Source organism: Sphingomonas sp., from assembly GCF_035910975.1.
In the GTDB taxonomy this organism is placed as follows: domain Bacteria; phylum Pseudomonadota; class Alphaproteobacteria; order Sphingomonadales; family Sphingomonadaceae; genus Sphingomonas.
Map to the genome: position 1 here is coordinate 80,109 of NZ_JAMHWM010000012.1, position 25,538 is coordinate 105,646.

Sequence of the window (25,538 nt, forward strand, 5' to 3'; positions counted from 1 at the left end):
TGCTGGCAAATCTCGATTAAGCTCTGTCTTGGTCTCTGGTGGATCAGCATCTGGATCACAAAGTGCAAATTGATCGGGTTGACTGCGTCGTGTTTTTGCGATGCTGACTGATCCGCGAATGAAAAGGAGTCGCGTAATGACCGAAGAAACCGGTGGATCGAATATTGTCGAATTGGCCACCGAACTGACGATCGCATGGCTGTCGAACCCCAATACGCGGGCGTCGGCGGACGAGGTGCCGAGCTTCCTCAAGACCATGCATGACGCCGTCGGCGCGCTGGCAGGCGGCGGCGCCGACCCTGTGGCGACCGAGAACGCCCCAGCCCCTGCCGCGGCGGCGGTTTCCGTCCGCAAGTCGCTGGCGTCGAAGGATCACATCATCTCGATGATCGACGGCAAGCCGTACAAGACGCTGCGCCGCCACCTCGCCCGGCACGGCCTGACGCCGGAACTGTACCGCGAGCGTTTCGGGCTGAAGGCCGACTATCCGATGGTCAGCGAAAACTATTCGAACGCGCGCCGCGAAATGGCGAAGAAGATCGGCCTGGGTCGCAAGCCCGGCATGACGCGGGGTGCCAAGAAGGCGCCGCGCAAGGCCGCCGACTAACTACAGGTCGAACCGCACCCCCTGCGCGAGCGGGAGGGTGCGGCCGTAATTGATGGTGTTGGTGGCGCGCCGCATATAGGCGCGCCACGCATCGGAACCGCTTTCGCGCCCACCCCCCGTCTCCTTCTCGCCGCCGAACGCGCCGCCGATCTCCGCGCCCGATGTGCCGATGTTGACGTTGGCGATGCCGCAGTCGGACGCGGCCAGAAAGCTTTCCGCCTCGCGCAGATCATTGGTGAAGATCGCCGACGACAGACCCTGCGGCACCGCGTTGTTGAGGGCAATCGCGTCCGACAGGTCCGATACCTTCAGAACATAGAGGATCGGCGCGAAGGTTTCTTCAAGCACCGGTCCGGCATGCTCGGGCATCTCGACCAGCGCGGGACCGACATAGACGCCGGCGCGATCGAGGCGCATGCCGCCGGTCACCGCGCCGCCCAGCGCGCGGGCCGTATCGAGCGCCGCCTGCATCGCGACGAACGCGTCTTCGTCGATCAGCGGGCCGACCAATGTGCCCTCACCACGCGGATCGCCGACGGCCACGCTGGCGTAGGCCGCCTTCAATCGCGGTACGAAATCATCGTAGATGGCGGCATCGACGAACAGGCGGCGCAATGTCGTGCAGCGCTGCCCCGCCGTCCCCATCGCGGAGAAGGCGACGCCGCGCAGGGCGAGATCGAGATCCGCCGAGGGGCGCACGATCGCGGCGTTGTTGCCGCCGAGTTCGAGCAGCGACCGCCCGAACCGCGCCGCCACGCGCTGGCCCACCGCGCGACCCATTGGGATCGATCCGGTCGCGGAAACCAGCGCGACACGCGCATCGTCGACGATCGCCTGCCCGGCTTCGCGCCCGCCGACCACCAGCCCGGACAGGCCGGCTGGCGCCTCCCCGCCAAACCGCCGCGCCGCCTCCTCGAACAGCGCCTGCACCGCCAGCGCGCACAGCGGCGCCTTTTCCGACGGCTTCCACACCAGCGCGTTGCCGCACACCAGCGCCAGCGCCGCGTTCCACGCCCATACCGCGACGGGGAAGTTGAACGCGGTGACGATGCCGACGATGCCCAGCGGGTGCCACGTCTCCATCATCCGGTGATCGGGCCGTTCCGTGGCGATCGTCAGGCCGTGGAGTTGCCGCGACAGCCCGACCGCGAAGTCGCAGATGTCGATCATCTCCTGCACTTCGCCCAGCCCTTCCGAGGTGACCTTGCCGACCTCGATCGACACGAGAGCGCCCAGATCGTCCTTGTGCTCGCGCAGCACCTCGCCCAGTCGGCGGACGAGTTCGCCGCGGCGCGGGGCGGGTACCGCGCGCCACGTCTCGAATGCGGCCTGCACCTGCGCGACGACCCCGGCGGCATCGCCGGTTTTGGTGACATAGCCGATCACAGACCCGTCGATCGGTGACAGCGCCTCCAGTCCCCCGTCGGGCAACGACACGCCCAGCCGGGCGAGCAGATCGGTGGTTTCACGGGCGAGCGTCATCGGGTCACGAGCTTTCGTTGATCGGGCCGGGCCATAGAGATCAGGAACGGCGCCGCCTTCTGGCGGGCGGCGAAATCGGCCTTCGACGCGATGCCCAGCCATCCGATACCGATCAGCGCCTGCGCGATTGCCCCGCCCAGCCCGTCGCCGGGACCGAGCAGGATGATCTGGTCGGGGGCGAACTCCCTCACCGCGACCTGCACCGCGCGGGCGAAGTCATAGGTGGTCAGAATCTGCGCCTCGAAGGTGTAGCGCCACAGCGCCTCGGCCGGCGACGCCCAGCGCTGCCAGACGCGGCCCGTCCCGTCGATCAGCGGCACCGCCGGATTGCCGAAGCCGTCGGCCGGCAATTGCGCCATCGCCGCCGCGCTGCTGTCCGCCATCAGCGCGGTGTGGAACGGGCCGTGGCCGGCAAGCCGCGTCGTCGGCACCGGGCTGGCGGCGGCGAACGCCTTCACCGCGTCCTCGCCCCCGGCCAGCACCAGCGTGCCGCCAAGGTCGATCGAGATCGCCATGCCGGTCTGGTCCGCCAGCGCCAGCACCACGTCCCGCAGGCCCGGCACCGGGCGCCAGTCCTCGTCGCCCAGCCCCAGCACCAGTTGCCCGCCGGGGCCGTGGCGCCCCGAGTTGACACCCATCGCGTCGGCGACGCGAAAACCCTGCTCGACCGACACTGCGCCTGCGGCGGCGAGCGCGGTGTACCAGCCCATCGAATTGCCGGTGACCGCGACGACATCGATCCTGTCGCGGTCGATCGCGGCCAGGTCGGCCATCGACGCCGCGTAGATCAGCGGCGCGGCGTTCTCGCCTGCGAGATGGACACCGGGCGAGAAGCGGTCGGCACCGTCGAGATCGGTGAGGCTGGGCTTGCCGGCAGCCGCACGGATCGCGTCGTAGGCGGACAGATCGACGCCGGCGCGGGCGAGCGAGCCGAGTTCATCTTTCCCGTAACTCCCACGTCCAGGGGCGACGACAAGGGCGGCGGGACGAACTGTCACGCAACAAACTCCGTTCGCCCCGAGCTTGTCGAAGGGCCGTTCTGCGATACGCCCGTTGATTGCTCGCGGCACGAAGTACGGTGCTTCGACAAGCTCAGCACGAACGGTTTGGGGCAGACGTCATCCATTTGCCGCCACCTTACGGGCCGCCGTGACAATTCCATCCCGGCTCGGCAGCGTCAGCGTCGCGCCCTTGCCCAGCGGGATGAAGCTGTCGTCGGCCGCGATCCGCGCCACCCTTCGGCCGGGCGCGCGCTCGGCAAAGAACGCCATCAGCGCCTCGCTCTGCGATCCGGTCGTGCGGCATTCATCGACGATCAGGACCGGGCGATCCCCCACCGCGGCCAGCAACGCATCCTCGGCCAGCGGCGCGAGCCAGCGCAGGTCGATCACTCGCGCGGCGATGCCGTCCGCCGCCAGCATCGGCTGCGCCTGCCGCGACAGGAAAGCGCCGTTGCCGTACGTCACGATCGCGAGGGTTTCGCCGTCGCCATGCACGCCGACCTCGCCGATCCGCACCGGCGGCACATCGGCATAGGTCGCGGTCATCAGCCCGTCGCCCTCGGCATGAAGGTCGCGCGTCATGTAGAGCGCGATCGGCTCGACGAAGACGACGACCCGCTGCTCCTCGCGCGCCAGCCGCACGCATTCGCGCAGCATCCCGACCGCGTCGGCGCCGTTCGACGGCACCGCCAGCACCACGCCCGGCACGTCACGGAAGATGGCGAGCGAATTGTCGTTGTGGAAATGCCCGCCGAAGCCCTTCTGGTACGGCAGCCCGGCGATGCGGATCACCATCGGGTTGGTGTACTGCCCGCCCGAGAAGAAGCTCAATGTCGCCGCCTCGCCCCTGATCTGGTCCTCGGCATTGTGGACATAGGCGAGGAACTGGATTTCGGGGATCGGGATCATGCCGTTGTGGCCTGCCCCGATCGCAAGGCCCAGGATCGCCTGTTCGTCGAGCAGCGTGTTGATGACCCGCGACGATCCGAAGCGCTCATGGAGCCGCGCGGTACAGTTGTAGACGCCGCCCTTCGGCCCGACATCCTCGCCCGCGACGATGATCTCGGGATGCGCGAGCATCACGTCGGCCAGCGTCCAGCTGATGAGCCGCGCCATATGCTGAGGCTTGTCGATCTGCCCGGCATCGCGCGCGAACATCGCGGCGCGATCCTCCGGAGCGGGCGTGTTGGAGCGGCGCGGCTGAACCCTCGGCGGCACGATGCTTGCCATGATTCCCGAGGGCGTCGCCAGCTTGGGCCGCGCGATCGCCAGTTCGGCGGCGCGCGCCAGCCGCGCCTCCGCCGCGTCGTAGGTCGCCTGCAGCTCGTCCGGCGGCACGCCCATCTCGGCCAGCAGCGACGCGGTCTTCACCAGCGGATCGCGATCCTCCTCAGCCTCGATCTCCGCCTTGGGACGGTAGACGCTCTGGATGTCGCTGCCGGCATGGCCATAGAGCCGCACCGTCGCCATATGGAGGAACACCGGCTGGCGCATGCGCCGCGCAAAGTCGATCGCCTCGCGCGCACCGCGCCAGGCATCGCCCAGGTCGGTGCCGTCGCACCGGATATAGTGGAGCCCGGCACGGTGGCGGAACTGGGTCTCGACCCAGCCGGTCGGCGTTCTCGTCGAGATGCCGATGCCGTTGTCCTCGCAAAGGAACACGATCGGCATCGGCGTGCCCTGGTGCGCCGCCCAGCCCGCCGTGTTGAAAGCCCCTTGCGCCGTCGAATGGTTGGCGGAAGCGTCGCCGAAGCTCGCCAGGATCACCGCGTCGGGCGGCAGCACGGTGTCCTCCAGCCCGATCCGGCGCGCGATGCCGATGCTGAACGCCGCGCCCACCGCCTTGGGCAAGTGCGAGGCGATCGTGCTGGTCTGCGGCGGGATATAAAGCGGCTTCGATCCGATCACCTTGTGCCGGCCGCCGGCGATCGGATCTTCGGAAGACGCCGCGAAGCTCAGCAGCATGTCCCATTCGGGCGTCTGCCCCGCCAACTGCTTCGACCGTTCGATCTGGAACGCGGCGGAGCGGTAATGGAGGAACGCCATGTCGGTCAGCCGCGCGGCGCGCGCGACCACCGCATTGCCCTCATGCCCCGAACTGCCGATCGTATAGAAGCCCTCGCCCCGCGCCTGAAGCTTTCGGGACAGTCGGTCGAGCTGGCGGCTCGAAACCTGGCTGTGGAAAATCTGCGCGACGTCCTCGCGCGTCAGCCCTTCGGCGGGGGTCGCGGGCGGCAGGTCGCCCGACCTGAGCCTGGCGACCAGCTTGGCGTGAACGGCTTCGGCAGCGTCCATCAAGCCCCCGCCATCTCCATCAGCACGGCCCACTGGTCCGGCTCGACCTTGCTGCACGACAGGCGCGACTGTTTGAGCATCATCAGCTCGGCGAGGCGCGGCTCGGCTTTTATGTCGGCCAGCGGCACCGGCTTCGGCAGAGCCTTCACCGGCTTCACCGCGACCGACGCCCACTTTTCGTCAGCGCCGTCGGGCCGCCATGCGCGGGTGATCTCCATCACCCCGACGCACGCCTTCTCGGTATTCGAATGGTAGAAGATCGCCCGGTCTCCCGGCCCCATCGCCTTAAGGTGGATACGTGCCGTCGCGTTGCGCACCCCGTCCCATTCGGTCGCGCCGTCGCGCTCCAGATCCTGCCAGCTGTACGCATCGGGTTCGGACCGCAGCAACCAATACGCCATCGAAACGAGCACCTCCTGAACAGCCGCTGCACGTCTCATTCCGGACGAGTTCAGCCGCCTAGCCGTAACAAACGCAACAAGCACGGTCGAATCGGCGTTTTCGTGCCGGACCTTGCGAGCTTGAGGAGGTACACATGGCCCATATGTTCAGGAAGGCGGCGCTGGCGGTCGCGCTGGGCGCCTCGACTCTCGTCGCGGCGGCCCCGGCAGAGGCGCAACGCTATCGTCACTACGACCGCTACGACCGTCATGACCGGACCGGCGCGGCGATCGTCGCCGGCATCGCCGGGCTCGCGATCGGCGCGGCCCTGTCTTCAGGCGACCGCTACGACCGGCGCTACGCCTATGACTATGACCATTACGACCGTCGCGGCTATTTCCCGAACGACGGCTATTACGCCCGCAACTATTACAATGATTATCGCGGGCGGGAGCGGTGCCGGACGCGCACCGTCTATGATCCATACATCGACCGCCGCGTCCGCGTGCGTTACTGCCGCTGACCGGATCAGGGAGCGGCGCCGGGATGACCGGCGCCGCTTTTCTTTTGGGCGCGGATCGGGCTAAGGCGCCGCCCATGACCGACACGCCCCCAAACCAGCTTTCGAACAACCCGCGCAGCCCCCATTTCGACGAGGCGGCGCTGCGACGCGGGATCGGCATCCGCTTCAAGGGCGCCGAACGCCGCGACGTCGAGGAATATTCGGTGTCCGAAGGCTGGGTCCGCGTTCAGCTGGGCAAGAAGGTCGATCGCCACGGCCAGCCGCTGACCATAAAGCTGACCGGCCCGGTCGAGGCGTGGTTCGAAAACCCGGCCGAGGACGACGCGGAGGGCTGAGCCCAGTCTAGCGCAGCTGGCGCTTCTCCAGCTTCCGCGCCAGCGTGCGGCGGTGCATGCCCAGCCGCCGCGCGGCTTCGGAGATATTGAAATCCACCTCCACCAGCACCTGGTGGATATGTTCCCATTCGACCGTCTTGATCGACGAATGGCGCCCGTCGACCGGCGCGTCGATGTCGCCGCCGGCCCGCGCGAACGCCGCCTCGATATCGTCGGTGTTTGACGGCTTGGCGAGATAGTGGGATGCGCCCAGCTTGATCGCCTCGACCGCCGTCGCGATGCTGGCGAAGCCGGTCAGCACCACGATCTTCATGGCCGCGTCGGTCGCGCGCAGCGTCTGGACGCAGGCGAGGCCGGATGCGCCGCCGAGCTTCAGGTCGACCACGGCAAAACCGGGACGGTGCCGCGCCAGCAGGTCGACCAGCGCGTCATGCCCGGCGGCATGCAGCACGACATAGCCGCGCCGTTCGAACGATCGGCACAGGGTGCGCGCGAAATCGGCGTCGTCCTCGACGATGACGAGCAGCGGCGCGGCGTTCATCGCGCCGCGCCTTCGGGCCCCGCCAGAGCGTCGAGCGGGATGGCGATGCGCACCACCGCACCGCCTTCCGCGCGGTTTGCCGCCGACGCCTCGCCGCCCAGCTTGCGCAGGACGTTGACCAGCAGGAACAGCCCCAGCCCGCCGCCGGCCCGCCCCTTGCTCGAACGATAGGGCTGGCCGAAGCCGGCCAGCATGTCGGGCGCGAAGCCGGGGCCGCGATCGGCGATCTCGATCACCAGCGCGCGGCCGGCACGCGACGCGGCGACACCGATCCAGCCCGGCGACACCTCCACCGCATTGTCGATCACCGTGCCGATCACCTGGCGCAGCGCGGGATCGGAGACGATCGCGACATCGGGCCCGAAATCATCGGCAAACGCAACCTCGCCCGCCCCGCGCCGTTCCCGCGCATCGGCGACGATATCGGCCAGGAATGCGCGGACGCCGGTCACCTCGGGCGCCTCGCCCCGCGCTTCCCCCGCGGACATCAGGATACCTCCGACGATCGTCTTGCAGCGGCGCAGCGCGGCATCCATGTCGGCCAAATCGTCCTGCGCCTCATGCGCGTCGGCGAGCGTCGGCATGCGGCGCAGGTCGCCGACCAGCACCGAAAGCGTCGCCAGCGGCGTGCCCAATTCGTGCGCGGCGCCCGAGGCGAGCAGGCCCATGCGCACGATATGTGCTTCCTCCGCCGCCTGCTGGCGGATTGCCGCCAGTGCGGCGTCGCGATCCGCCAGGTTGCGCGCGATGCGGGTAACGAACGCGACCACCAGCACCGCGATCAGCACGAAACACACAAGGCTGCCCGCCAGATAGAGGCGGGGCGTCAGCGCGAGCGGCACCGGATCGATCGAAACCAGCGCGAGCGCGACCAGCGTGGCGACGACGATGCCCCAGGCGGACGCTGGCCGCAGCAGGATCGCGCCGAGCACGACGTGGAGCAGGAACAGCGAGGCGAATGGATTGGCGACCCCGCCCGACAGCTGGAGCTGGACGCCGAGCGCGAGCACGTCGAACAGCAGTGCGGCGGTGAGCGCGCCGTTGCTGAACGCGGTGCCGCTGGCGATCAGCAGGTGGCTGGCGATGTTGAGCGCGCCGAGCGTCGCGATCGACATCAGCAGCTGCGTCAGCGGCAGTCCGATCCCCAACACGCCATGAACTACCGCTACCGTCGCCAGTTGTCCGCCGACCGCCAGCCAGCGCAGCTGGGTGAGCAACAGCATGTTGCGCCGGCCGGCATCGGCCTCCGGCGCGGCGGCAAGGATCGACGGGGGCGCGGCCATCAGGCGCCCAATCTCTCGCGTTCGTCGCGCCCGCGCAACACGCGAAGCGCCGCCCACAGCGTCATGGTCGCGAGCGCGAACCATGTGAGGGCATAGACGAGGTGATTGTCGGCGAAGCGCACCACCGTCAGCCCGCCGATCGGCCAGCCGCCGGGATTGGGCGCGGCATCGGCATCGACGAAATAGGGCGCGGTTGTGTCCAGCCCGCGCGCCGCCGCGATCGCCGCCACGTCGCGTGAATACCAGCGGCCGGCCGCGGGATCGTTCGATCGCAGGAAGCCCCCGCCGGGTTCGGTGATGCGCAACAGGCCGGTGACCGTCGTCTCCCCCGCCGGATTGCCGGCGACCCGGCTTACGATCATGCGCCGTTCCGGGGACACGAAGCCGCGGTTGACCAGCACGGTAAAGCCGCGCGTCTCCAGCGGGGTCATCACCCACCATCCGCCGCCGCGTTCGGTCACCGCCTGGACCAGCGTCTCGCGGTCGTGGCGAAAGCTGCCGGTCAGGCGCACGCGGGTATAGGCGTCGCGATCGGCCGTGATCCCCGACCATGCTGCCGGGCCACGCGCGGCGACCGGACGCAGGTGGATACGCGCATCGACCGCCGCCACCAGCGCATGTTTCCAAGCGCGCCGCTCGACCTGCCACACCCCCAGCGCGACCAGCCCCGCCGCCATCGCCAGCAGCACGCCGGCGAGGACGAGGCGGCGCACGGTCACGGGATCTGGCGCACGTCGTGGGGCATCGGCATCATGTTGGTGTTCAGATGGTGCATCACCCACAGCGACCCCGCGAGCATGATGACCACGACGATGATCGTGAAGACGAGAGACGTCAGCGTCCATCCCCCTTCCGCCTTCGGGCTCATGTGCAGGAAGAAAACCATGTGGACGACGATCTGGACGACCGCGAAGCCCATGATGATCGCCGCCGTCGCCGCCGCCGACAGCGGGCCCGCCATGACCAGCCAGAAGGGAATCGCGGTGAGGATCACCGACAGCGCGAAGCCGATCGCATAGTCGCGCATCGTCGCGTGCGGAATCTCGATCCCTCCGTGATCGCCGTCGGTGCCGGCATGCGGATCATCGCTCATCGCAGCATCCCCATCAGGTAGACGAAGGTAAAGACGCCGATCCAGATGACGTCGAGGAAGTGCCAGAACAGGCTGAGGCAGGCGACCCGCCGGCGGTTGGCGGCGACCAGGCCGTGGCGGCCGAGCTGGACCACCAATGTCACCAGCCAGATGATGCCGAAGGTGACGTGCAGCCCGTGGGTGCCGACCAGGGTGAAGAAGGCGGACAGGAAGGCGCTGCGCTGCGGCGTCGCGCCGATCTCGATCAGGTGGTGGAATTCGTAGAGTTCGATGCCCAGGAAGGCGAGGCCGAACGCGCCCGTCACCAGCAGCCACCCCTGCGTCGCGCGCAGCCGGTTGGCCTGCATCGACAGCATCGCCAGCCCGTAGGTGAGCGACGAGAACAGCAGCATCGCGGTGTTGAGCGCGATCAGCTTGAGGTCGAACAGATCCTTGGGCGCCGGCCCCGCGGCGTAATTGCCGCCCAGCACCGCATAGCAGGCGAACAGGATCGCGAAGATGAGGCAGTCGCTCATCAGGTAGATCCAGAAGCCCAGCATCGTGCTGTGCCCTTGCGGGTGCGCGTGTTCGTCCAGGTCGTAGAAGGCCGGCGGCGTCTCGTCGGCGGGCAGGACGGCGGCGGTCATGCGCGCGCCTCAAGTGCGGCGAGCTGGCGCGTGCGCAGCCCTTCCATCTCGATCACCGTGGCGGCGGGAATGTGGAAATCGCGCTTGTAGTTGAACGTGTGGGCGATCGCGGTGGCGATCAGCGCGACGAAGCTTGCCGCCGCCAGCCACCAGATGTGCCAGACGAGCGCAAAGCCCATCACCAGGCTGATGCCGGCCAGGGTGATACCGGCCCCGGTGTTGCTAGGCATATGGATATCGCGGAAGCCGTCGACCGGACGGCCGGCATTGCGGCTCTTCATGTCGTACCAGGCGTCGAGCTGGTGGATCACCGGCGTGAAGGCGAAATTATAGTCCGGCGGCGGCGAACTGGTCGCCCATTCCAGCGTGCGACCGCCCCAGGGATCGCCGCTCTCGTCCTTCAGGCTGTCGCGCCGCCAGATGCTGACCGCGAACTGGACGAGCATCGCCGCGATGCCGACCGCGATCACCGCAGCGCCGATCCCGGCGATCACGAACCAGATCTGATACGACGGATCGTCGAACACGCGCATCCGGCGCGTCACGCCCATCAGGCCGAGGATGTAGAGCGGCATGAAGGCGAGCCAGAAACCGACCACCCAGCACCAGAAGCTGACCTTGCCCCAGAACACGTCGAGCTTGAAGCCGAACGCCTTGGGCCACCAGTAGTTGATCGCCGCGAACAGCCCGAACAGCACGCCGCCGATGATGACGTTGTGGAAATGCGCGACCAGGAACAGCGAGTTGTGCAGCACGAAATCGGCCGGCGGCACCGCCAGCAGCACGCCCGTCATCCCGCCGACGACGAAGGTCAGCATGAAGGCGATCGTCCACATCATCGGCAGGTCGAAACGGATGCGCCCACGGTACATGGTGAACAACCAGTTGAAGAGCTTGGCGCCGGTCGGGATGGAGATCACCATGGTGGTGATGCCGAAGAAGCTGTTGACGCTGGCGCCCGACCCCATCGTGAAGAAATGGTGTAGCCAGACGACGTAGGACAGGATGGTGATGACCACCGTCGCATAGACCATCGACGTATAGCCGAAAAGTTTCTTGCCGGAGAAAGTCGAGGTGACTTCGCTGAACACGCCGAACAAGGGCAGGATCAGGATGTAGACTTCGGGGTGGCCCCAGATCCAGATCAGGTTCACGTACATCATCGGCGAACCGCCGAAATCGTTCGTGAAGAAGTTCATGCCGACGTAGCGATCGAGGCTGAGCAACGCGAGCACCGCCGTCAGCACCGGGAAGCTGGCGACGATCAGGATGTTCGCGCACAGCGATGTCCAGGTGAACACCGGCATCTTCATCAGCCCCATGCCCGGCGCGCGCAGCTTCAGGATGGTGACGATCAGGTTGATACCCGACAGGGTCGTCCCGACGCCCGCGATCTGGAGCGCCCAAATATAGTAATCGACGCCGACACTGGGTGAGTAGGCGATGCCCGACAAAGGCGGATAGGCGAGCCAGCCGGTCTGCGCGAATTCGCCGACGAACAGCGACACCATCGTCAGCGCTGCGCCCGCCGCCGTCATCCAGAAGCTGAAATTGTTGAGGAACGGGAAGCTGACGTCGCGCGCGCCGATCTGGAGCGGGACGATATAGTTCATCAGGCCGGTGATGAACGGCATCGCCACGAAAAAGATCATGATGACGCCGTGCGCCGTGAAGATCTGGTCGTAATGGTGCGCGTTCAGATAACCTTCGGACCCGCCGAACGCCATCGCCTGCTGCAGCCGCATCATGATCGCGTCGGCGAAACCGCGCAGGAACATGACGAGGCCCAGGATCATGTACATGATCCCGATCTTCTTGTGATCCACGCTGGTGAACCAGTCGCGCCACAGCCAGCCCCATAGCCGATACTTGGTGATCGCGCCGAGCAGCGCGACGCCGCCCAGCACGACCACCGCAAAGGTCGCGACGAGGATCGGTTCGTGCAGCGGCAGCGAATCGAGCGAAAGGCGGCCGAGGATCGGGCCGGTTTCGGGTGCGGGGTGCGGCGTCATCGCGAAATCTCGGAAATCAGGAAGCGGGCCGGCCGGCCGGCCGGTCGATCGCAGCGGTGGCGAGCGGCGTGCGCTGCGGCCGCGACAGGCCGAGGCCGGTCAGCGGCGCAAGACTTCCGGGAAGTTCCGGCGCGTCGCTTTTGGCCATCAGCGGCGCGGTGCACACCGCCTCGACATAGCGGCGTTCGGGCAGCGCGCCGGTGCCGCGCGCGGCGAACTTGTCATAGGCGAGCGTGCGGACGTTCCACGCTCCGGCGACACCCAGGCCCCCGGCGGCGTCGATCGACATCATGTCGTGCATGCACATCTTGCCGGGATCGACGCACAGGTTGACGACCGCATCGAACAGCGCGGGTTCGACCGCGGCGAAGCGGCGCACCGGCTCGCGCTCGCTTGGCCGCTCGAGCTTCAGATAGGCCATCCGGTCGAGCGTCTCGCCGCCCGCCTTCGTCGCCGCCGCCCAGGCCGCGAAATCGCCCGCCGTCACGCTGCGCGCGGCGAAGCGCATGTTGGAGAAGCCTGCGCCCGAGTAGTTGGCGGAAAAACCGGTGAAGTCGCCGGTCTGGTTGAACACGCCGTGCAGCTTGGTCTCCATCCCCGGCATCGCATAGATCTGGCCGGCCAGCGCGGGGATGTAGAAGCTGTTCATCACCGACGAGGCGGAGATGCGGAAACGGATCGGCCGGTCGACCGGCGCGACGAATTCGTTGACCGTCGCGATGCCCTGTTCGGGGTAGATGAACAGCCATTTCCAGTCGAGTGCGACCACCTGCACCTCCAGCGGGCGGGTGGCGGCCGCGACGGGGGCGCCAGGCGCGGTGCGCGCCAGCGGGCGATAGGGATCGAGCAGATGGGTCGCCACCCATGTGATCGCCCCCAGGCAGATGATGATGAGCAGCGGCGCCGCCCAGATCACCAGTTCGAGCTGCGTCGAATGGTCCCAGTCAGGCTTGTACGTCGCCTCCTTGTTGGCCGCGCGGTAGCGCCAGGCGAAGAACACGGTCAGAGCCATGACCGGCACGATGATGAGCAGCATCAACACCGTCGACACGACGATCAGATTGCCCTGCTGCCGCGCGACATCGCCCGCCGGATCGAGCACGACCATGCCGCAACCAGACAGGCTCGCGAGAGCGAGCCCAGCGCCGAGGGTGCGGACGGCGGACGGAATGCGGGACGGTCGGCCGGTCATGATCGCGGCGCTACGCCCGGCGTGCTGCACTGCACATAGGACATTTTGTCCAATCCCCTGCGCATGTCAGGTGGCGCAAAGGCGCCGGGAACGGCATATCGGCTTTCGACCGGTGGCACCAGCGACGGGCAAGGACGCGCGAGTCTTAAAAGGCGATGACGGATAGTGTTCCCGAAACCCGGCCCGAACGCGACGCCCGCGAACTGCACGACGACGGCCACCGCATCGCGCCCGGCGAAATCGCGATCGGCGTGGTCGTCGGGCGGACGTCGGAGTTCTTCGACTTCTTCGTCTACGCGATCGCATCGGTACTGGTGTTTCCCCAGCTCGTCTTCCCCTTCGTCGATCCGCTGACGGGTACGCTCTATTCCTTCGGTGTTTTCGCGCTCGCCTTCATGGCGCGGCCGGTGGGGACGCTGATCTTCTCCGCGATCGACCGCGCCTATGGTCGCGGTGCGAAGCTGACGGTCGCGCTGTTCCTGCTCGGCGGATCGACTGCGGCGATCGCCTTCCTGCCCGGCTATAATTCGATCGGCATCGCTTCCGTCCTGCTGCTGGCGCTGTTCCGAATGGGGCAGGGCGTCGCGCTGGGCGGATCGTGGGACGGGCTTGCCTCGCTGCTGGCGCTGAACGCACCGGAGAAGCGGCGCGGCTGGTATGCGATGATCCCCCAGCTTGGCGCGCCGCTCGGCCTGATCGTCGCCAGCCTGTTGTTCGCTTTCCTGACGGCGGTGCTGCCGGCCGAGGACTTCCTGTCGTGGGGCTGGCGCTACCCGTTCTTCGTCGCCTTCGCGATCAACGTCGTCGCGCTGTTCGCGCGGCTGCGCATCGTGGTGACCCCCGAATATGCCCGCCTGTTCGAGAACCGCGAACTGCAGCCGGCGCCGATCCTGGAGACGATCCGCAGCGAGTGGCGGGTGATCGCGATCGGCGCCTTCGCCCCGCTCGCCAGCTTTGCGATGTTCCACATGGTGACGGTGTTCCCGCTGTCGTGGGTGTTCCTGTTCACCGACGAGACACCGGCCCGGTTCCTGCTGATCGAGGCGGTGGCGGCGGCGCTGGGCGTGGGCGCGATCATAGCGTCTGGCTTGCTCGCCGATCGTTTCGGCCGGCGCAGCGTACTGGGCGCGACCGCGGCGGCGATCGCGGCGTTCAGCGGTTTCGCACCCCAGCTTCTCGACGCGGGCGAGGCCGGCGAGGCGGCATTCATGCTGCTCGGCTTCGTGCTGCTCGGCCTGTCGTTCGGCCAGTCCTCCGGCGCGCTGTCGTCGCGCTTCTCGCAGGCGCATCGCTACACCGGATCGGCGCTGACGTCCGATCTCGCCTGGCTGTTCGGCGCGGGCTTCGCACCCGCCGTCGCGCTGTGGCTGTCGCATGAATTCGGGCTGCTGGCAGCGGGCGGATATCTGTTGTCGGGCGCGATCTGCACGCTGGCGGCGCTTGCCCTCAACCGCGAGCTGGGTCGCCGGATCGAGTAGGCGCCGTCAGTGCGGGCGCAGCACGGTCACCACCGGGCGCGCCGCACCGGCATCGGCCTCCAGCGCGCGAACCTCGCCCTCGGTCACGCCGAACAGGATAGCCGCGCCGAACAGCCGCTCGCCGCTTTCCACCGTCACCCCTTCCACCGCGACGCGCAGGTGGAGCGGGGGCACGAGGCGGCGGACGGCGATCCGCGCGCCATGACGTTTGAGCAGGGCGATCCCGGCATCGCCGGCGACCAGCGCGGCGGCGCCGTCGGTGCCGACGATCGCGCGGCCGGCGCGGAACCCCGCCAGCGCCTCCTCCGCGAATTCGGCGGCGCGCGCGGGATCGGTGATCCGGCTTTCCCCCAGCTTGAGCAACCGCGCGATCCAGGCGAGCACGAGGATCGCGACGAGCGACCCGGCGAGCTGGGTCAGCGTCACCGCCGCCTCACCGGCCGCCCGCGGCCAGCGCGTCGAGCATCGCGCGGATGCCGGAGATGTCGTAGCCGGCCGCCGCGGCCTTGCCGGTAAGCTCCTGCGGCGCGTCGCCCATCCGCGCGCGGGCCAGCGCCCAGAGGTGCGCGCTGCGCGTGCCGGACCGGCAATAGGCCAGCACCGGCCCGGCCGCCGCGGTCAGCGCCGACGCCATCGCCTCGACCTGGGCGCCCGAGAAGCCGGCATGCGTGATCGGAATCGCGCGATAGGCGATGCCCGCCGCCGCCGCCGCCGCCGCGATCTCAGCGCCCGAGGGCTGGCCGCCCTCCTCGTCATCAGGCCGGTTGTTGACGATCTCGACGAAGCCCGCCTGCGCGATCGCGGCGACTTCCTCGGGGGTGATCTGGGGGGCGACGCTCACATGGTCGTCGATACGGCGGATCATGCGAACTCCCTGATGACCGACAGAAACGCCTCTCCATAGGCGTCGAGCTTGCGTGCGCCAACGCCCGAGATGCGCGACAGGGCGTCGCGGCTGGCGGGGCGGGCGCCCGCCATCTCGCGCAGCACCGAATCGTGGAAGATGACATAGGGCGGCACTCCCCCGTCCTTCGCCAGCGTGCGGCGGCGTTCGCGCAGCGCGTCGAACAGCGGATCGCCGACCGGATTGGCCTCGCCACCCGTGCCGCCGCCGCGCCGCCGCCGCTCGCGCTTCGGCGGGACGACCAGCGACAGCTCCGCCTCGCCCTTCAGAAGCGCCTTCGCGGCGGGGCCGAATTCCAGTCCGCCGTGCGGATTGGCACGCAGCGCGTCGCGCGCCTGGAGCGCGCGGGCGACGGGTTTCAGCAGCACGGATTCCTCGGCATCCACGATTCCGAACACACTCAGGTCCTCGTGCCCGTTCATCAGGCTGCGCTCGGTCGACTGGCCGGTCAGGATGCTCTCGATATAGCCGGTGCCGAACATCTGGCCGGTGCGGAATACGGCGGACAGGAACTTGCGCGCGGTCTCGGTCGCGTCGATGCCGGCCGGCGGGTTCAGGCAATTGTCGCAGTTGCCGCAGGCGTCGGCGGGCTGCTCTCCGAAATGACGCAGCAGCACCGCGCGGCGGCATCCGGTCGTCTCGACCAGCCCCGCGAGCGCGGCAAGTCGCTGGCGCTCACCGGCCTGGCGCTGCGGCTCGACCTCACCAAGGCGCTGGCGGGCGCGAGCGAAATCCTCGGCGCCCCAGAACAGGTGCGCGACCGACGGATCGCCGTCGCGGCCGGCGCGGCCGGTTTCCTGGTAATAGGCCTCGATCGACTTGGGCAGGCCGGCATGGGCGACGAAGCGGACGTCGGGCTTGTCGATGCCCATGCCGAACGCGACGGTGGCGCAGATCACCATGTCCTCCGACGCGACGAAATCGGCCTGGTTGCGCGCGCGGACGTCGGGATCGAGCCCGGCGTGATAGGCGCGGGTCGGCCGCCCGGTCTTCGCCAGCGCCTCGGCCAGCTTCTCGGTCGCGGCGCGGGTCTGGGCATAGACGATGCCGGGGCCGGGCGAGCCGGCGATCAGGTCGGCGATCTGGCGCGTGGTGTTGTCGCGCGGGGAGATGAGGTAGCGGATGTTGGGCCGGTCGAAGCCGGCGACGATCAGCCCATCATGGGAAATCCCGAGCTGGTCGAGGATGTCGGCGCGGGTATGCGCGTCGGCGGTCGCGGTGAGCGCGAGGCGGGGCACATCCGGAAAGCGATCGAGCAGCGGGCGCAACAGCCGATAGTCGGGGCGGAAATCATGCCCCCATTCGGAGACGCAATGCGCCTCGTCGATCGCGAACAGCGCGACACGGCCCCGATCGAGCAGTTCGCGGAAATCGGGGGTCGAGGCGCGTTCGGGCGCGATGTAGAGCAGGTCGAGATCGCCATCGAGGAAGCGCCCACGCGTTTCGGCGCGGTTCTGATCGACCGAGGTGAGCGTCGCCGCGCGGATGCCGACGGCCTCGGCCGCGCGCAACTGGTCGTGCATCAGCGCGATCAGCGGCGAGACGACGACGCACGTCCCCTCCAGCATCACCGCCGGCAGTTGATAGGTCAGCGACTTGCCCGCGCCGGTCGGCATCACCGCCAGCGTCGACTGGCCCGCGAGCACGCGGTTCACCACGCGGCCCTGCACCCCGCGGAAATCGTTGAAGCCGAAGATGGTGTGGAGGGTGTCGAGCGCGGCGGTCACGCGCGGTGCTGTAGGGACCGCGGGCACGGGCGACAACCGGCCGCAATAATGCCGTGATCCCGACATCGTCAGCGGCGAGCGTGGCGCGATGCCTCTCCCCGCCCGCGCCGCGCTCGCCGTCCTGCTCATCCTCACCATCGGCGCCGCGCCGCCGGCAGAGCGCGTCATCCGCGTCGGATCGATCGTTCCCGCGACCGTCGCGGGGCTGCCCGCGCAACTGCTGGTCGATCCCGGCGCGCCGTCGCTGGTGATGGTCAGCGGCGAGATGGCGAAACGCGCGCAGCTCAGGCCCGGCCCGTTCGCGATGGCGTGGCTGATCGGCCCGGTGCGCGTGCCGGGGCGCACCGCCGTGGTGCGCGTCGATCTGGGCAGCGGCGTCGAGAAGAAGCGGATCGGCTGGACCGAGCGCCCCTATATCACCGGCGTCGACGGCGCGGTGGGACCGGGCGGGCTGAAGGACGATGTCGTCCGCTTCGTGCTGCGCGCGGCCGTGCCCGGAGAGCGCGAGCACGCGCTGCCGCTGGTCGATGGCGGCGGCGTGTTCGGCGGCGCGGTGGGGCTGTTCGCGCAGGTCGAGATCGACGGTGCGCCGGTACGCATCCGTTTCGACCTGCGCCGCCGCGACACGATGACCAGCGCGGGAACAGCGCTCACGCTGGCGCGGGCCAACGCCGGCACGCTGGCGGAAGCGCGGCGCCCCGCCGAGATCGCCTTCGGGGTCGAGCGGCCGGTGCGGCGCATGACGCTGGGGCGCCCGCTGGCAATAGGCCCGCTGTCGCTGACGCAGATCGACGTGCGCACCACCGATTTCGGCAATGCCGACGGCATCGCGGGCGAGGGCACGGCGCCCGATCCCGAGGAAGTGGTGGTGACCGCCAAGGGCCAGCGCGACCGCAGCCGCGACCGCATCACCGTGGGTGCCGACGCGCTGGAACGCTGTTCGTCGATCACCTTCGACAAGCGGACGAAGCTCGTCCGCCTGCGCTGCGCCTAGGCCGTCTCGGCCGCCGCCTCCGCGCGAGCCTGTTCGGCGGCCTGGCGCGCCCACATCTCGGCATAGAGGCCGCCGCGGCGCAGCAGTTCGGCGTGGGTGCCTTCTTCCGCCACGCGACCGGCGTCGAGCACGACGATGCGATCGGCGTGGACGACGGTCGACAGGCGGTGCGCGATGACGATCGTCGTGCGGCCGCGCTCGATCGTCTCCAGAGTGGCGACGATCTCCGCCTCCGTCCGGCTGTCGAGCGCGCTGGTCGCTTCGTCGAGGATCAGGACCGGGGGGTTCTTCACCAGCGTGCGGGCGATCGCAACGCGCTGCTTCTCGCCGCCCGACAGCTTCAGACCGCGTTCGCCGACGCGGGTGTCATAGCCGTCGGGCAGGCGCGCGATGAACGGCGCGATCGCGGCCCCCCGCGCCGCCGCGTCGATCTCGCCCGGCGTCGCACCCTCGCGGCCGTAGGCGATGTTGTAGCCGATCGTGTCGTTGAACAGCACCGTGTCCTGCGGGACGATGCCGATCGCCGCGCGCAGCGATTCCTGGGTGACGCCCGCGATGTCCTGTCCGTCGATCGTGATGCGGCCGCCGGTGACGTCCCAGAAACGATAGAGCAACCGCGCGAGCGTGGACTTGCCCGCGCCCGACGGGCCGACCACCGCAACGGTGTGGCCGGCGGGGATGTCGAGATCGATCCCCTTCAGTATCTCGCGCCCGTCGCCATAGCCGAAGCGCACGTCCTCCAACCGCACATGCGCACGGTCCACCGCCAGCGGCCGGGCGTCCGCCGCGTCCTGGACGTCGGCGGTGGTATCGATCAGGTCGAACATCGACCCCATGTCGATCACCCCCTGCCGCACCGTGCGATACACCATGCCGAGCAGGTCGAGCGGGCGGAACAGCTGGGCGAGCAGGGTCGAGACCAGCACCACGTCGCCCGGCGAGAAGCGCCCCGACGCCCAGCCCCAGGCGACCAGCGCCATGCCGCCCGCCATCATCAGGTTGGTGATGAACGCCTGCCCGACATTGAGCCAGGCGAGCGAATTCTCCGATTTCACCGCAGCGTCGGCATAGGCGGAGACGGCGCGGGCGTAGCGCTTCGCCTCGCGATCCTCGGCATTGAAATATTTGACCGTCTCGAAGTTCAGCAGCGAATCGACCGCGTGCGCGACCGCGCCGGTATCGAGGTCGTTCATGCGTTCTCGAAGGGCGGCGCGCCAGTCGGTGACGATGCGGGTGAAGGCGATGTAGACGACCACCATCACCACCGTGCCGACGACCAGCCAGACGCCGAACCGCGTCCAGAAGATGCCGAGCACCAGCGCGAGTTCGAGGATGGTCGGCGCGATGTTGAACAGCAGGAAATAGAGCATCGTGTCGATGCTCTTGGTCCCGCGCTCGACAACCTTGGTCACCGCGCCCGTGCGGCGTTCGAGGTGGAAGCTCAGCGACAGGCTGTGCAGGTGGCGGAACACCTGCGCCGCCAGCCGCCGCGCCGCATCCTGCCCAACCCGCTCGAACACCGCGTTGCGCAGGTTGTCGAACACCACGGTGCCGAAGCGCGCGGCGGCATAGCCGATCACCAGCAGCACGACGAAGGTGGCGAGCCCGCGGTCGCCCGACGCCATGCGATCGACGGCACCCTGCAGCGCGAAGGGGGCGCCGTACACCTGCACCAGCTTCGACAGCAGGATGAAGCCCATCGCGGCGACGATGCGCACGCGCAGCCCCGGCGCGTCGGCGGGCCAGAGATAGGGAAGGAAACGGGCGAGCGTCGCGGCGAGCGGCCGGTCGGCGCCCGCGGGTGCGGCGGGGGGCATGACGTTCAGATAAGGTCAAGCCGGCGCATCGCAACCCGGCGCTGCGCGGAACCGGCCCATCGCGTCATGGGTTGGTACGCGCGGAAAGGGACTGCGATGGAACCGCTCTACTACGTCATTGCGATCCTGGGGTGCGGCGACAGCGGCATCGACTGTCAGCAGGCGCGCGTCGAGCCGGTCCGCTACACGACGGCGACGCAATGCCAGGCGGCACTGCCGATCGTCCTGCCGCGCCATGCCGACCTGTCATTCCCCGTCATCCAGGCGGTGTGCCGGCAGCTCGGCGAGTTCTACGCCCAGAACGGCGCCCCGCCCAGGGGCTGATTTCGCGCGCGAGACAGTGTAGCCTCGCGGCCGAAGGGAACGGGCGATGCGCAAGGTTCTTGGAATCCTCGCCGGCATCATCGTGGCGATGCTGACGGTGGCATTGGTGGAGTTCGTCGGGCACCGCGTCTATCCACCGCCGTCGGGGATGGCGATGAATGATCCTGCCGCCGTGGCTGACTATATTGCCGCGATGCCGGCGGCCGCCGCGCTGTTCGTGGTCGCGGCGTGGTTCGCCGGGGCGCTGACCGGCGGATGGACCGCGATAGCGATCACGCGGTGGCGGGCGGCGGCGTGGCTGATCGGCGGCCTGATCGCAGGCGCGGGCATCTACAACGCCTTGCAGATTCCAGCGCCGCTGTGGATGCAGCTGTCGACCGTGCTGGCACCGGCGCTGGGCGCCTGGGCGGCGCTGCACCTGCCGCGTCCCCCCGCGTGAGCGTCAGCGCGTGAGCGAAACGATGTGATCGAACACTGCGGGGTGCAGTGGCTGGCGAAAGGCAGCGCCGATATATTCGCCGCGGTGCCAGGCGACCTCCGCCTCCAGGCCCTGAAGCCCGGGCAGCGTGATCCAGATGAGTGTCCCAGGACGCACGCCAAACGCGGTTTCGGCGCGAAACCCCGTCATCGACAGATCGACCACCCGAATCGAGAAACGCGCCGCCGACCTGTCGCGCACGCGCGCGTCGAGCAGCACCGCCCGCCGCAGCATGGCGCGATTTTCCGCATCGGCTCCATTCAGAGCCTGCGCCGAGGCACGACCGATACCCACGCCAAGCACATGCCCGCAAAATGGTTTACGAATTGCTGACGACAAGCGGTCAGCCGAGCCCGTCCCACAGTAATTTCATGCCGACCGCGATCATCAGCCAGTAGATCGCGGTATAGAAGCGCGCGGGATCGACCCGGCGGACGAGCCACACGCCCGCCATCGTCGAGGCCACCGCGACCGGCAGGAGCGCGGTGGCGGTGGCCAGATTCGCGACCGTGAACTGGCCGAGCGCGAGATAGGCGGGCACCTTCACCCAGTTGACGATCGCGAAGAAGATCGCGGTCGTCCCGACCAGCACGTCGCGCGGCAGGCGGCGCGGCAACACCCACAGCTGGAACGGCGGACCGCCGGCATGGGCGATCTGGCTGGTAAAGCCCGATGCGACGCCGAGCAGGCTGCCGACCCAGCCCGGCGATCCGCGCGCGGCCCGGCTCGCGCCGCGGCGATCGGCCCACAAACGATAGGCGCCGAACGCCACCGACACCGCCCCCACCGCCGCCAGCACCAGATCGGCATCCACCGACGCCGCGAAGAAGTAGCCAAGCGCGATGCCGGCACCTGCGCCGGGCAACATCCAGCCGAGGACATGACCGTCCCAGTCACGACGGAACGCCCACACGCTCACCACATCCTGCACGATCAGGATCGGCAGCAGGATCGCCGCCGCGCGCACCGGGGACACCGCCAGCGCGATCATCGGCAGCGACAAGGCGCCCATCCCGGCGAACCCGCCCTTCGACAGGCCGAGCAGGATGACCGCCGGGATCGCCAGCGCCCAGAAGGCCGGGCCGAAGGTCGATGCGTCGATCAGCGCGAGGCGATCCGGCTGCCGATCCTGACCAGCGCGATCACCCCGGCGGCGGCGATCGCGGCGAGCGCGACGACGGCATAGGTCAGCGCCTTCAGCCAGCGCGCGATCTCGCTCTCGCCAGCCGTGGCGGCGTCGGGTGCGGCCGCGACGATCTCGCGAAGGACCGGCGGCTGCGCTTCCGGTCGTTCGCGGCGGAGCGCGGCGCCGACGATTTCGATGTCCGCGGTCGGCTGTTCGTGGTTCGCCGCCGCGACCCTTCCGGGAAACACGTCACCCAGCGCGCTGTTCGAGACGCTCGCCAGCGATCCGATCAGCGACAAAGTGGCGAGCCCGGCCAGCGCCAGCATCGCGGTATGCGCCAGCCAGTCGAGCAGCCTCATTCAGCCGGCTCTGCCGCGCGCGGCCGCCGCACGCCCGCATGCTCGCGACGCTTGAGTTCCGCCTTCAGCGACTCGGGCCGCGGCGCCCACAGGAAGCCGAAGCTGACCGTCCCCGCCTTGGTCTCGACGGCATGATGCAACCGGTGGGCCTGGACGATCCGCTTCATATACGCCGACTTCGGCAGATATCGCGTCGCGATGCGCCGATGGACGATCACGTCGTGGAAGCCGAAGTAGATAGCACCATAGGCCGCGATCCCCGCGCCGATCCACGTACAGCCGGGCCACCAGCCGAGCTGAACCCCGCCCAGCAGCAACACGAACGACGGCACCGCGAAGATCACCGCGTAAAGATCGTTGAGTTCCCAATTGCCCTTGCGCGGCACATGATGGCTGCGGTGCAGGAACCAGCCCGGCCCGTGCATCACCCAGCGATGCATGACATAGGCGAAGCCTTCCATGAAAATCACGGTTGCGAAGAACAGGGAAAGGCCGGTTGCCCAGTGCATGTTGCGCGATATAGCGATCCGGTGATGCTTATGCGACGCCTGATCCTGCTGGCCTGTCTGCCACTCGCCGCCTGCGCGGCGCCGGAGGCCCGGCTGCGTACGGGACTCGAGTCGGCCGGGCTGTCGAGGCCGCTGTCGGCGTGCATGGCGGAACGGATGGTCGACCGGCTGAGCCTGCTCCAGTTGCGCCGGATGGCGGGCCTGCCCAAGGTGGGGGGATCGCAGACCGTCTCGCAGTTCCTCTACCGGCTGCGCTCGCTGGGCGACCCCGAAATCGTATCGGTTGCAACCAGCTCCGCCGCGCTCTGCGCCTCGGGGTTGTCGCGCTAGGCGGGCTGTGCTTTAGGCCCCTCGATCCCCGATCTTTACCAGACAAGGACGGCGCGCTTCCCATGAACATCCACGAATATCAGGCCAAGGAACTGCTGGCGAAATATGGCGCGCCGATCGCGGCGGGCCATGCCGCCTTCACCGTCGAGGAAGCCGTCGAGGCCGCGAAGCAGCTGCCCGGGCCGCTCTATGTCGTGAAGTCGCAGATCCACGCCGGCGGGCGCGGCAAGGGCAAGTTCAAGGAACTCGGCCCCGATGCAAAGGGCGGCGTCCGCCTCGCCTTCTCGCTCGACGAGGTGCGCGCCCACGCCACCGACATGCTGGGCAATACGCTGGTGACGATCCAGACGGGCGAGGCCGGCAAGCAGGTCAACCGCCTGTACGTTACCGACGGCGCCGACATCGCGAAGGAATTCTACCTCGCGCTGCTGGTCGATCGCGCCAGCGGCCGCATCGCCTTCGTCGTTTCAACCGAGGGCGGGATGGACATCGAGGAAGTCGCGCATTCGACGCCGGAGAAGATCCACACCTTCGACGTCGATCCCGCGACCGGCTTCATGCCGCACCACGGCCGTGCGGTCGCCGCCGCGCTGAACCTGTCGGGCGATCAGGCGAAGCAGGCGGCGAAGGTCGCGGCGTCGCTGTACAAGGCGTTCGAGACGACCGACGCCAGCCAGATCGAGATCAATCCGCTGGCACTGACCGAACAGGGCAACCTGCTCGTCCTCGATGCCAAGGTCGGCTTCGATTCGAACGCGATGTTCCGCCACAAGGACCTGGCCGAACTGCGCGACGAGTCGGAAGAGGACCCGATGGAGCTGGAGGCGTCAAAGTACGACCTCGCCTACATCAAGCTCGACGGCGACATCGGCTGCATGGTCAACGGCGCCGGCCTCGCCATGGCGACGATGGACATCATCAAGCTGAACGGCATGTTCCCGGCCAACTTCCTCGACGTCGGCGGCGGCGCCAACAAGGAAAAGGTGACGGCGGCGTTCAAGATCATCCTGGGCGATCCGAACGTGAAGGGTATCCTGGTCAACATCTTCGGCGGCATCATGCGCTGCGACATCATCGCGGAAGGCATCGTGGCCGCGGCGAAGGAAGTGAACCTGAGCGTGCCGCTGGTCGTTCGGCTGGAGGGCACCAATGTCGAACAGGGCAAGGAAATCCTGCGCACGTCGGGGCTCGCGATCGTTCCCGCGAACGACCTGGGCGACGCCGCGCAGAAGATCGTTGCCGAGGTGAAGAAGGCGGCGTGAAGCTGCCCCTCCCCGGGAAGCGTTCGAAGCTGTTTGGAGAGTGATGCGATGAAGGTGTTGGTTCCGGTCAAGCGGGTGCTTGACTATAATGTGAAGCCCCGCGTGAAGGCGGACGGTTCGGGTGTCGATCTTGCCAACGTCAAGATGAGCATGAACCCGTTCGACGAGATCGCGGTCGAGGAAGCGATCCGCCTGAAGGAAAAGGGGGTCGCGACGGAGATCGTGGCGATCTCGATCGGCGAGGCGAAGGCGCAGGAAACGCTGCGCACGGCGCTGGCGATGGGTGCGGATCGCGCGATCCTGGTCACCTCGGAGGAGAAGGTCGAGCCGCTGGGCGTCGCCAAGCTGCTGAAGGCGATCTGCGACGAGGAACAGCCCGGCCTGGTGATCCTGGGCAAGCAGGCGATCGACGACGACAACGGCCAGACCGGGCAGATGCTGGCCGCGCTGACCGGCTGGGGCCAGGGCACGTTCGCCAGCAAGGTCGAGGTGTCGGACGGCAGCGTCGCGGTGACGCGCGAAGTCGACGGCGGCCTGGAAACCGACACGCTGAAGCTGCCGGCGGTGGTGACCACCGACCTGCGCCTGAACGAGCCGCGCTATGCGTCGCTGCCCAACATCATGAAGGCCAAGTCCAAGCCGCTCGCGCAGAAGACCCCGGCCGACTACGGCGTCGACGTGAGCCCGCGCCTGACGACGCTCAAGGTGGTCGAGCCGGCCAAGCGTACCGCCGGCGTCAAGGTCGCGGACGTCGATGAACTGGTCGGCAAGCTCAAGGCGCTGGGCGTCGCGAACTAGGCACCGTTCGGGCTGAGCTTGTCGAAGCCCTGCCCTTTCTTCTCAAGAAGTACAGCCCTTC

29 protein-coding genes are annotated in these 25,538 nt (G+C 68.3%); 10 read left to right on the forward strand and 19 right to left on the reverse strand.

Annotated elements, in window-relative coordinates; all coding sequences use genetic code 11:
- Positions 1-136 precede the first annotated feature (136 nt).
- Positions 137-607, forward strand: a complete 471-nt coding sequence (locus VYI76_RS03040) for a MucR family transcriptional regulator (RefSeq protein ID WP_326523296.1) — start codon at positions 137-139, stop codon at positions 605-607.
- Here VYI76_RS03040 and amaB read toward each other — a convergent pair whose 3' ends face one another.
- The 4 genes from amaB to VYI76_RS03060 all read right to left on the reverse strand — a co-directional run bounded on the left by amaB (position 608) and on the right by VYI76_RS03060 (position 5,786).
- Positions 608-2,089 (reverse strand): L-piperidine-6-carboxylate dehydrogenase, encoded by a 1,482-nt coding sequence (gene amaB / locus VYI76_RS03045; protein ID WP_326523297.1) that lies wholly within the window; start codon positions 2,087-2,089, stop codon positions 608-610.
- Positions 2,086-3,087, reverse strand: coding sequence for an ACP S-malonyltransferase (locus tag VYI76_RS03050; protein ID WP_326523298.1), 1,002 nt, complete (start codon positions 3,085-3,087; stop codon positions 2,086-2,088). Before VYI76_RS03050 ends, amaB begins: the two co-directional genes overlap by 4 nt.
- Before the next feature lie 120 nt (positions 3,088-3,207).
- A complete protein-coding gene (locus VYI76_RS03055) occupies positions 3,208-5,385 on the reverse strand; it encodes a thiamine pyrophosphate-dependent enzyme (protein WP_326523299.1) in 2,178 nt (725 codons plus the stop codon).
- Positions 5,385-5,786 carry an EVE domain-containing protein gene (locus VYI76_RS03060; RefSeq protein ID WP_326523300.1) on the reverse strand — a complete coding sequence of 134 codons (402 nt, stop codon included), beginning with the start codon at positions 5,784-5,786 and terminating at the stop codon, positions 5,385-5,387. Before VYI76_RS03060 ends, VYI76_RS03055 begins: the two co-directional genes overlap by 1 nt.
- A gap of 134 nt (positions 5,787-5,920) precedes the next feature.
- On the opposite strand from VYI76_RS03060, the gene VYI76_RS03065 reads away from it, so the two are divergent.
- Positions 5,921-6,289: a hypothetical protein gene (locus tag VYI76_RS03065; RefSeq protein WP_326523301.1), complete on the forward strand. Its 369-nt coding sequence runs from the start codon at positions 5,921-5,923 to the stop codon at positions 6,287-6,289.
- A 74-nt stretch (positions 6,290-6,363) separates the two neighbouring features.
- Complete coding sequence (locus VYI76_RS03070) at positions 6,364-6,624, forward strand: DUF3297 family protein (RefSeq protein ID WP_326523302.1); 261 nt, start codon at positions 6,364-6,366, stop codon at positions 6,622-6,624.
- Between the two features lie 7 nt (positions 6,625-6,631).
- On the opposite strand, the gene VYI76_RS03075 is transcribed toward VYI76_RS03070, so the two are convergent.
- The 7 genes from VYI76_RS03075 to cyoA are packed head-to-tail and all read right to left on the reverse strand — an operon-like array spanning position 6,632 to position 13,371.
- On the reverse strand, positions 6,632-7,165 hold the full coding sequence (locus tag VYI76_RS03075; RefSeq protein WP_326523303.1) for a response regulator transcription factor: 534 nt from the start codon (positions 7,163-7,165) through the stop codon (positions 6,632-6,634).
- Positions 7,162-8,448: an ATP-binding protein gene (locus tag VYI76_RS03080; RefSeq protein WP_326523304.1), complete on the reverse strand. Its 1,287-nt coding sequence runs from the start codon at positions 8,446-8,448 to the stop codon at positions 7,162-7,164. Before VYI76_RS03080 ends, VYI76_RS03075 begins: the two co-directional genes overlap by 4 nt.
- Complete coding sequence (locus VYI76_RS03085) at positions 8,448-9,125, reverse strand: SURF1 family protein (RefSeq protein ID WP_326523336.1); 678 nt, start codon at positions 9,123-9,125, stop codon at positions 8,448-8,450. Before VYI76_RS03085 ends, VYI76_RS03080 begins: the two co-directional genes overlap by 1 nt.
- Before the next feature lie 38 nt (positions 9,126-9,163).
- Positions 9,164-9,541, reverse strand: coding sequence for a cytochrome o ubiquinol oxidase subunit IV (gene cyoD, locus VYI76_RS03090; protein ID WP_326523305.1), 378 nt, complete (start codon positions 9,539-9,541; stop codon positions 9,164-9,166).
- Entirely contained in the window at positions 9,538-10,167 is a 630-nt protein-coding gene (gene cyoC / locus VYI76_RS03095) for a cytochrome o ubiquinol oxidase subunit III (RefSeq protein WP_326523306.1), read from the reverse strand. Before cyoC ends, cyoD begins: the two co-directional genes overlap by 4 nt.
- Entirely contained in the window at positions 10,164-12,179 is a 2,016-nt protein-coding gene (gene cyoB, locus VYI76_RS03100) for a cytochrome o ubiquinol oxidase subunit I (protein ID WP_326523307.1), read from the reverse strand. Before cyoB ends, cyoC begins: the two co-directional genes overlap by 4 nt.
- Positions 12,180-12,195: 16 nt before the next feature.
- Positions 12,196-13,371 carry a ubiquinol oxidase subunit II gene (gene cyoA / locus VYI76_RS03105; protein WP_326523308.1) on the reverse strand — a complete coding sequence of 392 codons (1,176 nt, stop codon included), beginning with the start codon at positions 13,369-13,371 and terminating at the stop codon, positions 12,196-12,198.
- A 155-nt stretch (positions 13,372-13,526) separates the two neighbouring features.
- Here cyoA and VYI76_RS03110 point away from each other — a divergent pair, with 155 nt between their 5' ends.
- Positions 13,527-14,849: an MFS transporter gene (locus VYI76_RS03110; RefSeq protein WP_326523309.1), complete on the forward strand. Its 1,323-nt coding sequence runs from the start codon at positions 13,527-13,529 to the stop codon at positions 14,847-14,849.
- Positions 14,850-14,855: 6 nt separating this feature from the next.
- Here the strand turns inward: VYI76_RS03110 and VYI76_RS03115 are convergent, their stop codons facing one another.
- From VYI76_RS03115 to recQ, 3 genes are read right to left on the reverse strand one after another with little or no spacing between them, the layout of a single operon-like run.
- On the reverse strand, positions 14,856-15,275 hold the full coding sequence (locus tag VYI76_RS03115; RefSeq protein WP_326523310.1) for a hypothetical protein: 420 nt from the start codon (positions 15,273-15,275) through the stop codon (positions 14,856-14,858).
- 7 nt (positions 15,276-15,282) lie between these two features.
- Entirely contained in the window at positions 15,283-15,714 is a 432-nt protein-coding gene (locus tag VYI76_RS03120; protein WP_326523311.1) for a TIGR01244 family sulfur transferase, read from the reverse strand.
- Complete coding sequence (gene recQ, locus VYI76_RS03125; RefSeq protein WP_443018892.1) at positions 15,711-17,480, reverse strand: DNA helicase RecQ; 1,770 nt, start codon at positions 17,478-17,480, stop codon at positions 15,711-15,713. The genes VYI76_RS03120 and recQ overlap by 4 nt, the downstream gene beginning before the upstream one ends.
- Positions 17,481-17,568: 88 nt before the next feature.
- Between recQ and VYI76_RS03130 the strand changes: the two genes are divergently transcribed.
- Positions 17,569-18,474: a hypothetical protein gene (locus tag VYI76_RS03130; protein WP_326523312.1), complete on the forward strand. Its 906-nt coding sequence runs from the start codon at positions 17,569-17,571 to the stop codon at positions 18,472-18,474.
- Here VYI76_RS03130 and VYI76_RS03135 read toward each other — a convergent pair.
- Entirely contained in the window at positions 18,471-20,291 is a 1,821-nt protein-coding gene (locus VYI76_RS03135; protein ID WP_326523313.1) for an ABCB family ABC transporter ATP-binding protein/permease, read from the reverse strand. The genes VYI76_RS03130 and VYI76_RS03135 overlap by 4 nt on opposite strands.
- Before the next feature lie 96 nt (positions 20,292-20,387).
- On the opposite strand from VYI76_RS03135, the gene VYI76_RS03140 reads away from it, so the two are divergent.
- Complete coding sequence (locus VYI76_RS03140) at positions 20,388-20,615, forward strand: hypothetical protein (RefSeq protein WP_326523314.1); 228 nt, start codon at positions 20,388-20,390, stop codon at positions 20,613-20,615.
- Positions 20,616-20,661: 46 nt separating this feature from the next.
- Positions 20,662-21,054: a hypothetical protein gene (locus VYI76_RS03145; RefSeq protein WP_326523315.1), complete on the forward strand. Its 393-nt coding sequence runs from the start codon at positions 20,662-20,664 to the stop codon at positions 21,052-21,054.
- A 3-nt stretch (positions 21,055-21,057) separates the two neighbouring features.
- On the opposite strand, the gene VYI76_RS03150 is transcribed toward VYI76_RS03145, so the two are convergent.
- The 4 genes from VYI76_RS03150 to VYI76_RS03165 all read right to left on the reverse strand — a co-directional run bounded on the left by VYI76_RS03150 (position 21,058) and on the right by VYI76_RS03165 (position 23,087).
- Positions 21,058-21,327 (reverse strand): PilZ domain-containing protein, encoded by a 270-nt coding sequence (locus tag VYI76_RS03150; RefSeq protein WP_326523316.1) that lies wholly within the window; start codon positions 21,325-21,327, stop codon positions 21,058-21,060.
- A 109-nt stretch (positions 21,328-21,436) separates the two neighbouring features.
- Positions 21,437-22,195 (reverse strand): sulfite exporter TauE/SafE family protein, encoded by a 759-nt coding sequence (locus tag VYI76_RS03155; RefSeq protein ID WP_326523338.1) that lies wholly within the window; start codon positions 22,193-22,195, stop codon positions 21,437-21,439.
- Entirely contained in the window at positions 22,195-22,578 is a 384-nt protein-coding gene (locus tag VYI76_RS03160; protein WP_326523317.1) for a hypothetical protein, read from the reverse strand. Before VYI76_RS03160 ends, VYI76_RS03155 begins: the two co-directional genes overlap by 1 nt.
- A complete protein-coding gene (locus VYI76_RS03165) occupies positions 22,575-23,087 on the reverse strand; it encodes a sterol desaturase family protein (protein ID WP_326523318.1) in 513 nt (170 codons plus the stop codon). The genes VYI76_RS03160 and VYI76_RS03165 overlap by 4 nt, the downstream gene beginning before the upstream one ends.
- Positions 23,088-23,111: 24 nt before the next feature.
- On the opposite strand from VYI76_RS03165, the gene VYI76_RS03170 reads away from it, so the two are divergent.
- From VYI76_RS03170 to VYI76_RS03180, 3 genes are all read left to right on the forward strand, one after another.
- The gene (locus VYI76_RS03170) at positions 23,112-23,417 is read left to right on the forward strand and encodes a hypothetical protein (RefSeq protein WP_326523319.1); all 306 of its coding nucleotides are present in this window, start codon (positions 23,112-23,114) and stop codon (positions 23,415-23,417) included.
- A 62-nt stretch (positions 23,418-23,479) separates the two neighbouring features.
- Positions 23,480-24,679: an ADP-forming succinate--CoA ligase subunit beta gene (gene sucC, locus VYI76_RS03175; protein WP_326523320.1), complete on the forward strand. Its 1,200-nt coding sequence runs from the start codon at positions 23,480-23,482 to the stop codon at positions 24,677-24,679.
- A 48-nt stretch (positions 24,680-24,727) separates the two neighbouring features.
- Positions 24,728-25,477, forward strand: coding sequence for an electron transfer flavoprotein subunit beta/FixA family protein (locus tag VYI76_RS03180; RefSeq protein ID WP_326523321.1), 750 nt, complete (start codon positions 24,728-24,730; stop codon positions 25,475-25,477).
- Positions 25,478-25,538 lie beyond the last annotated feature (61 nt).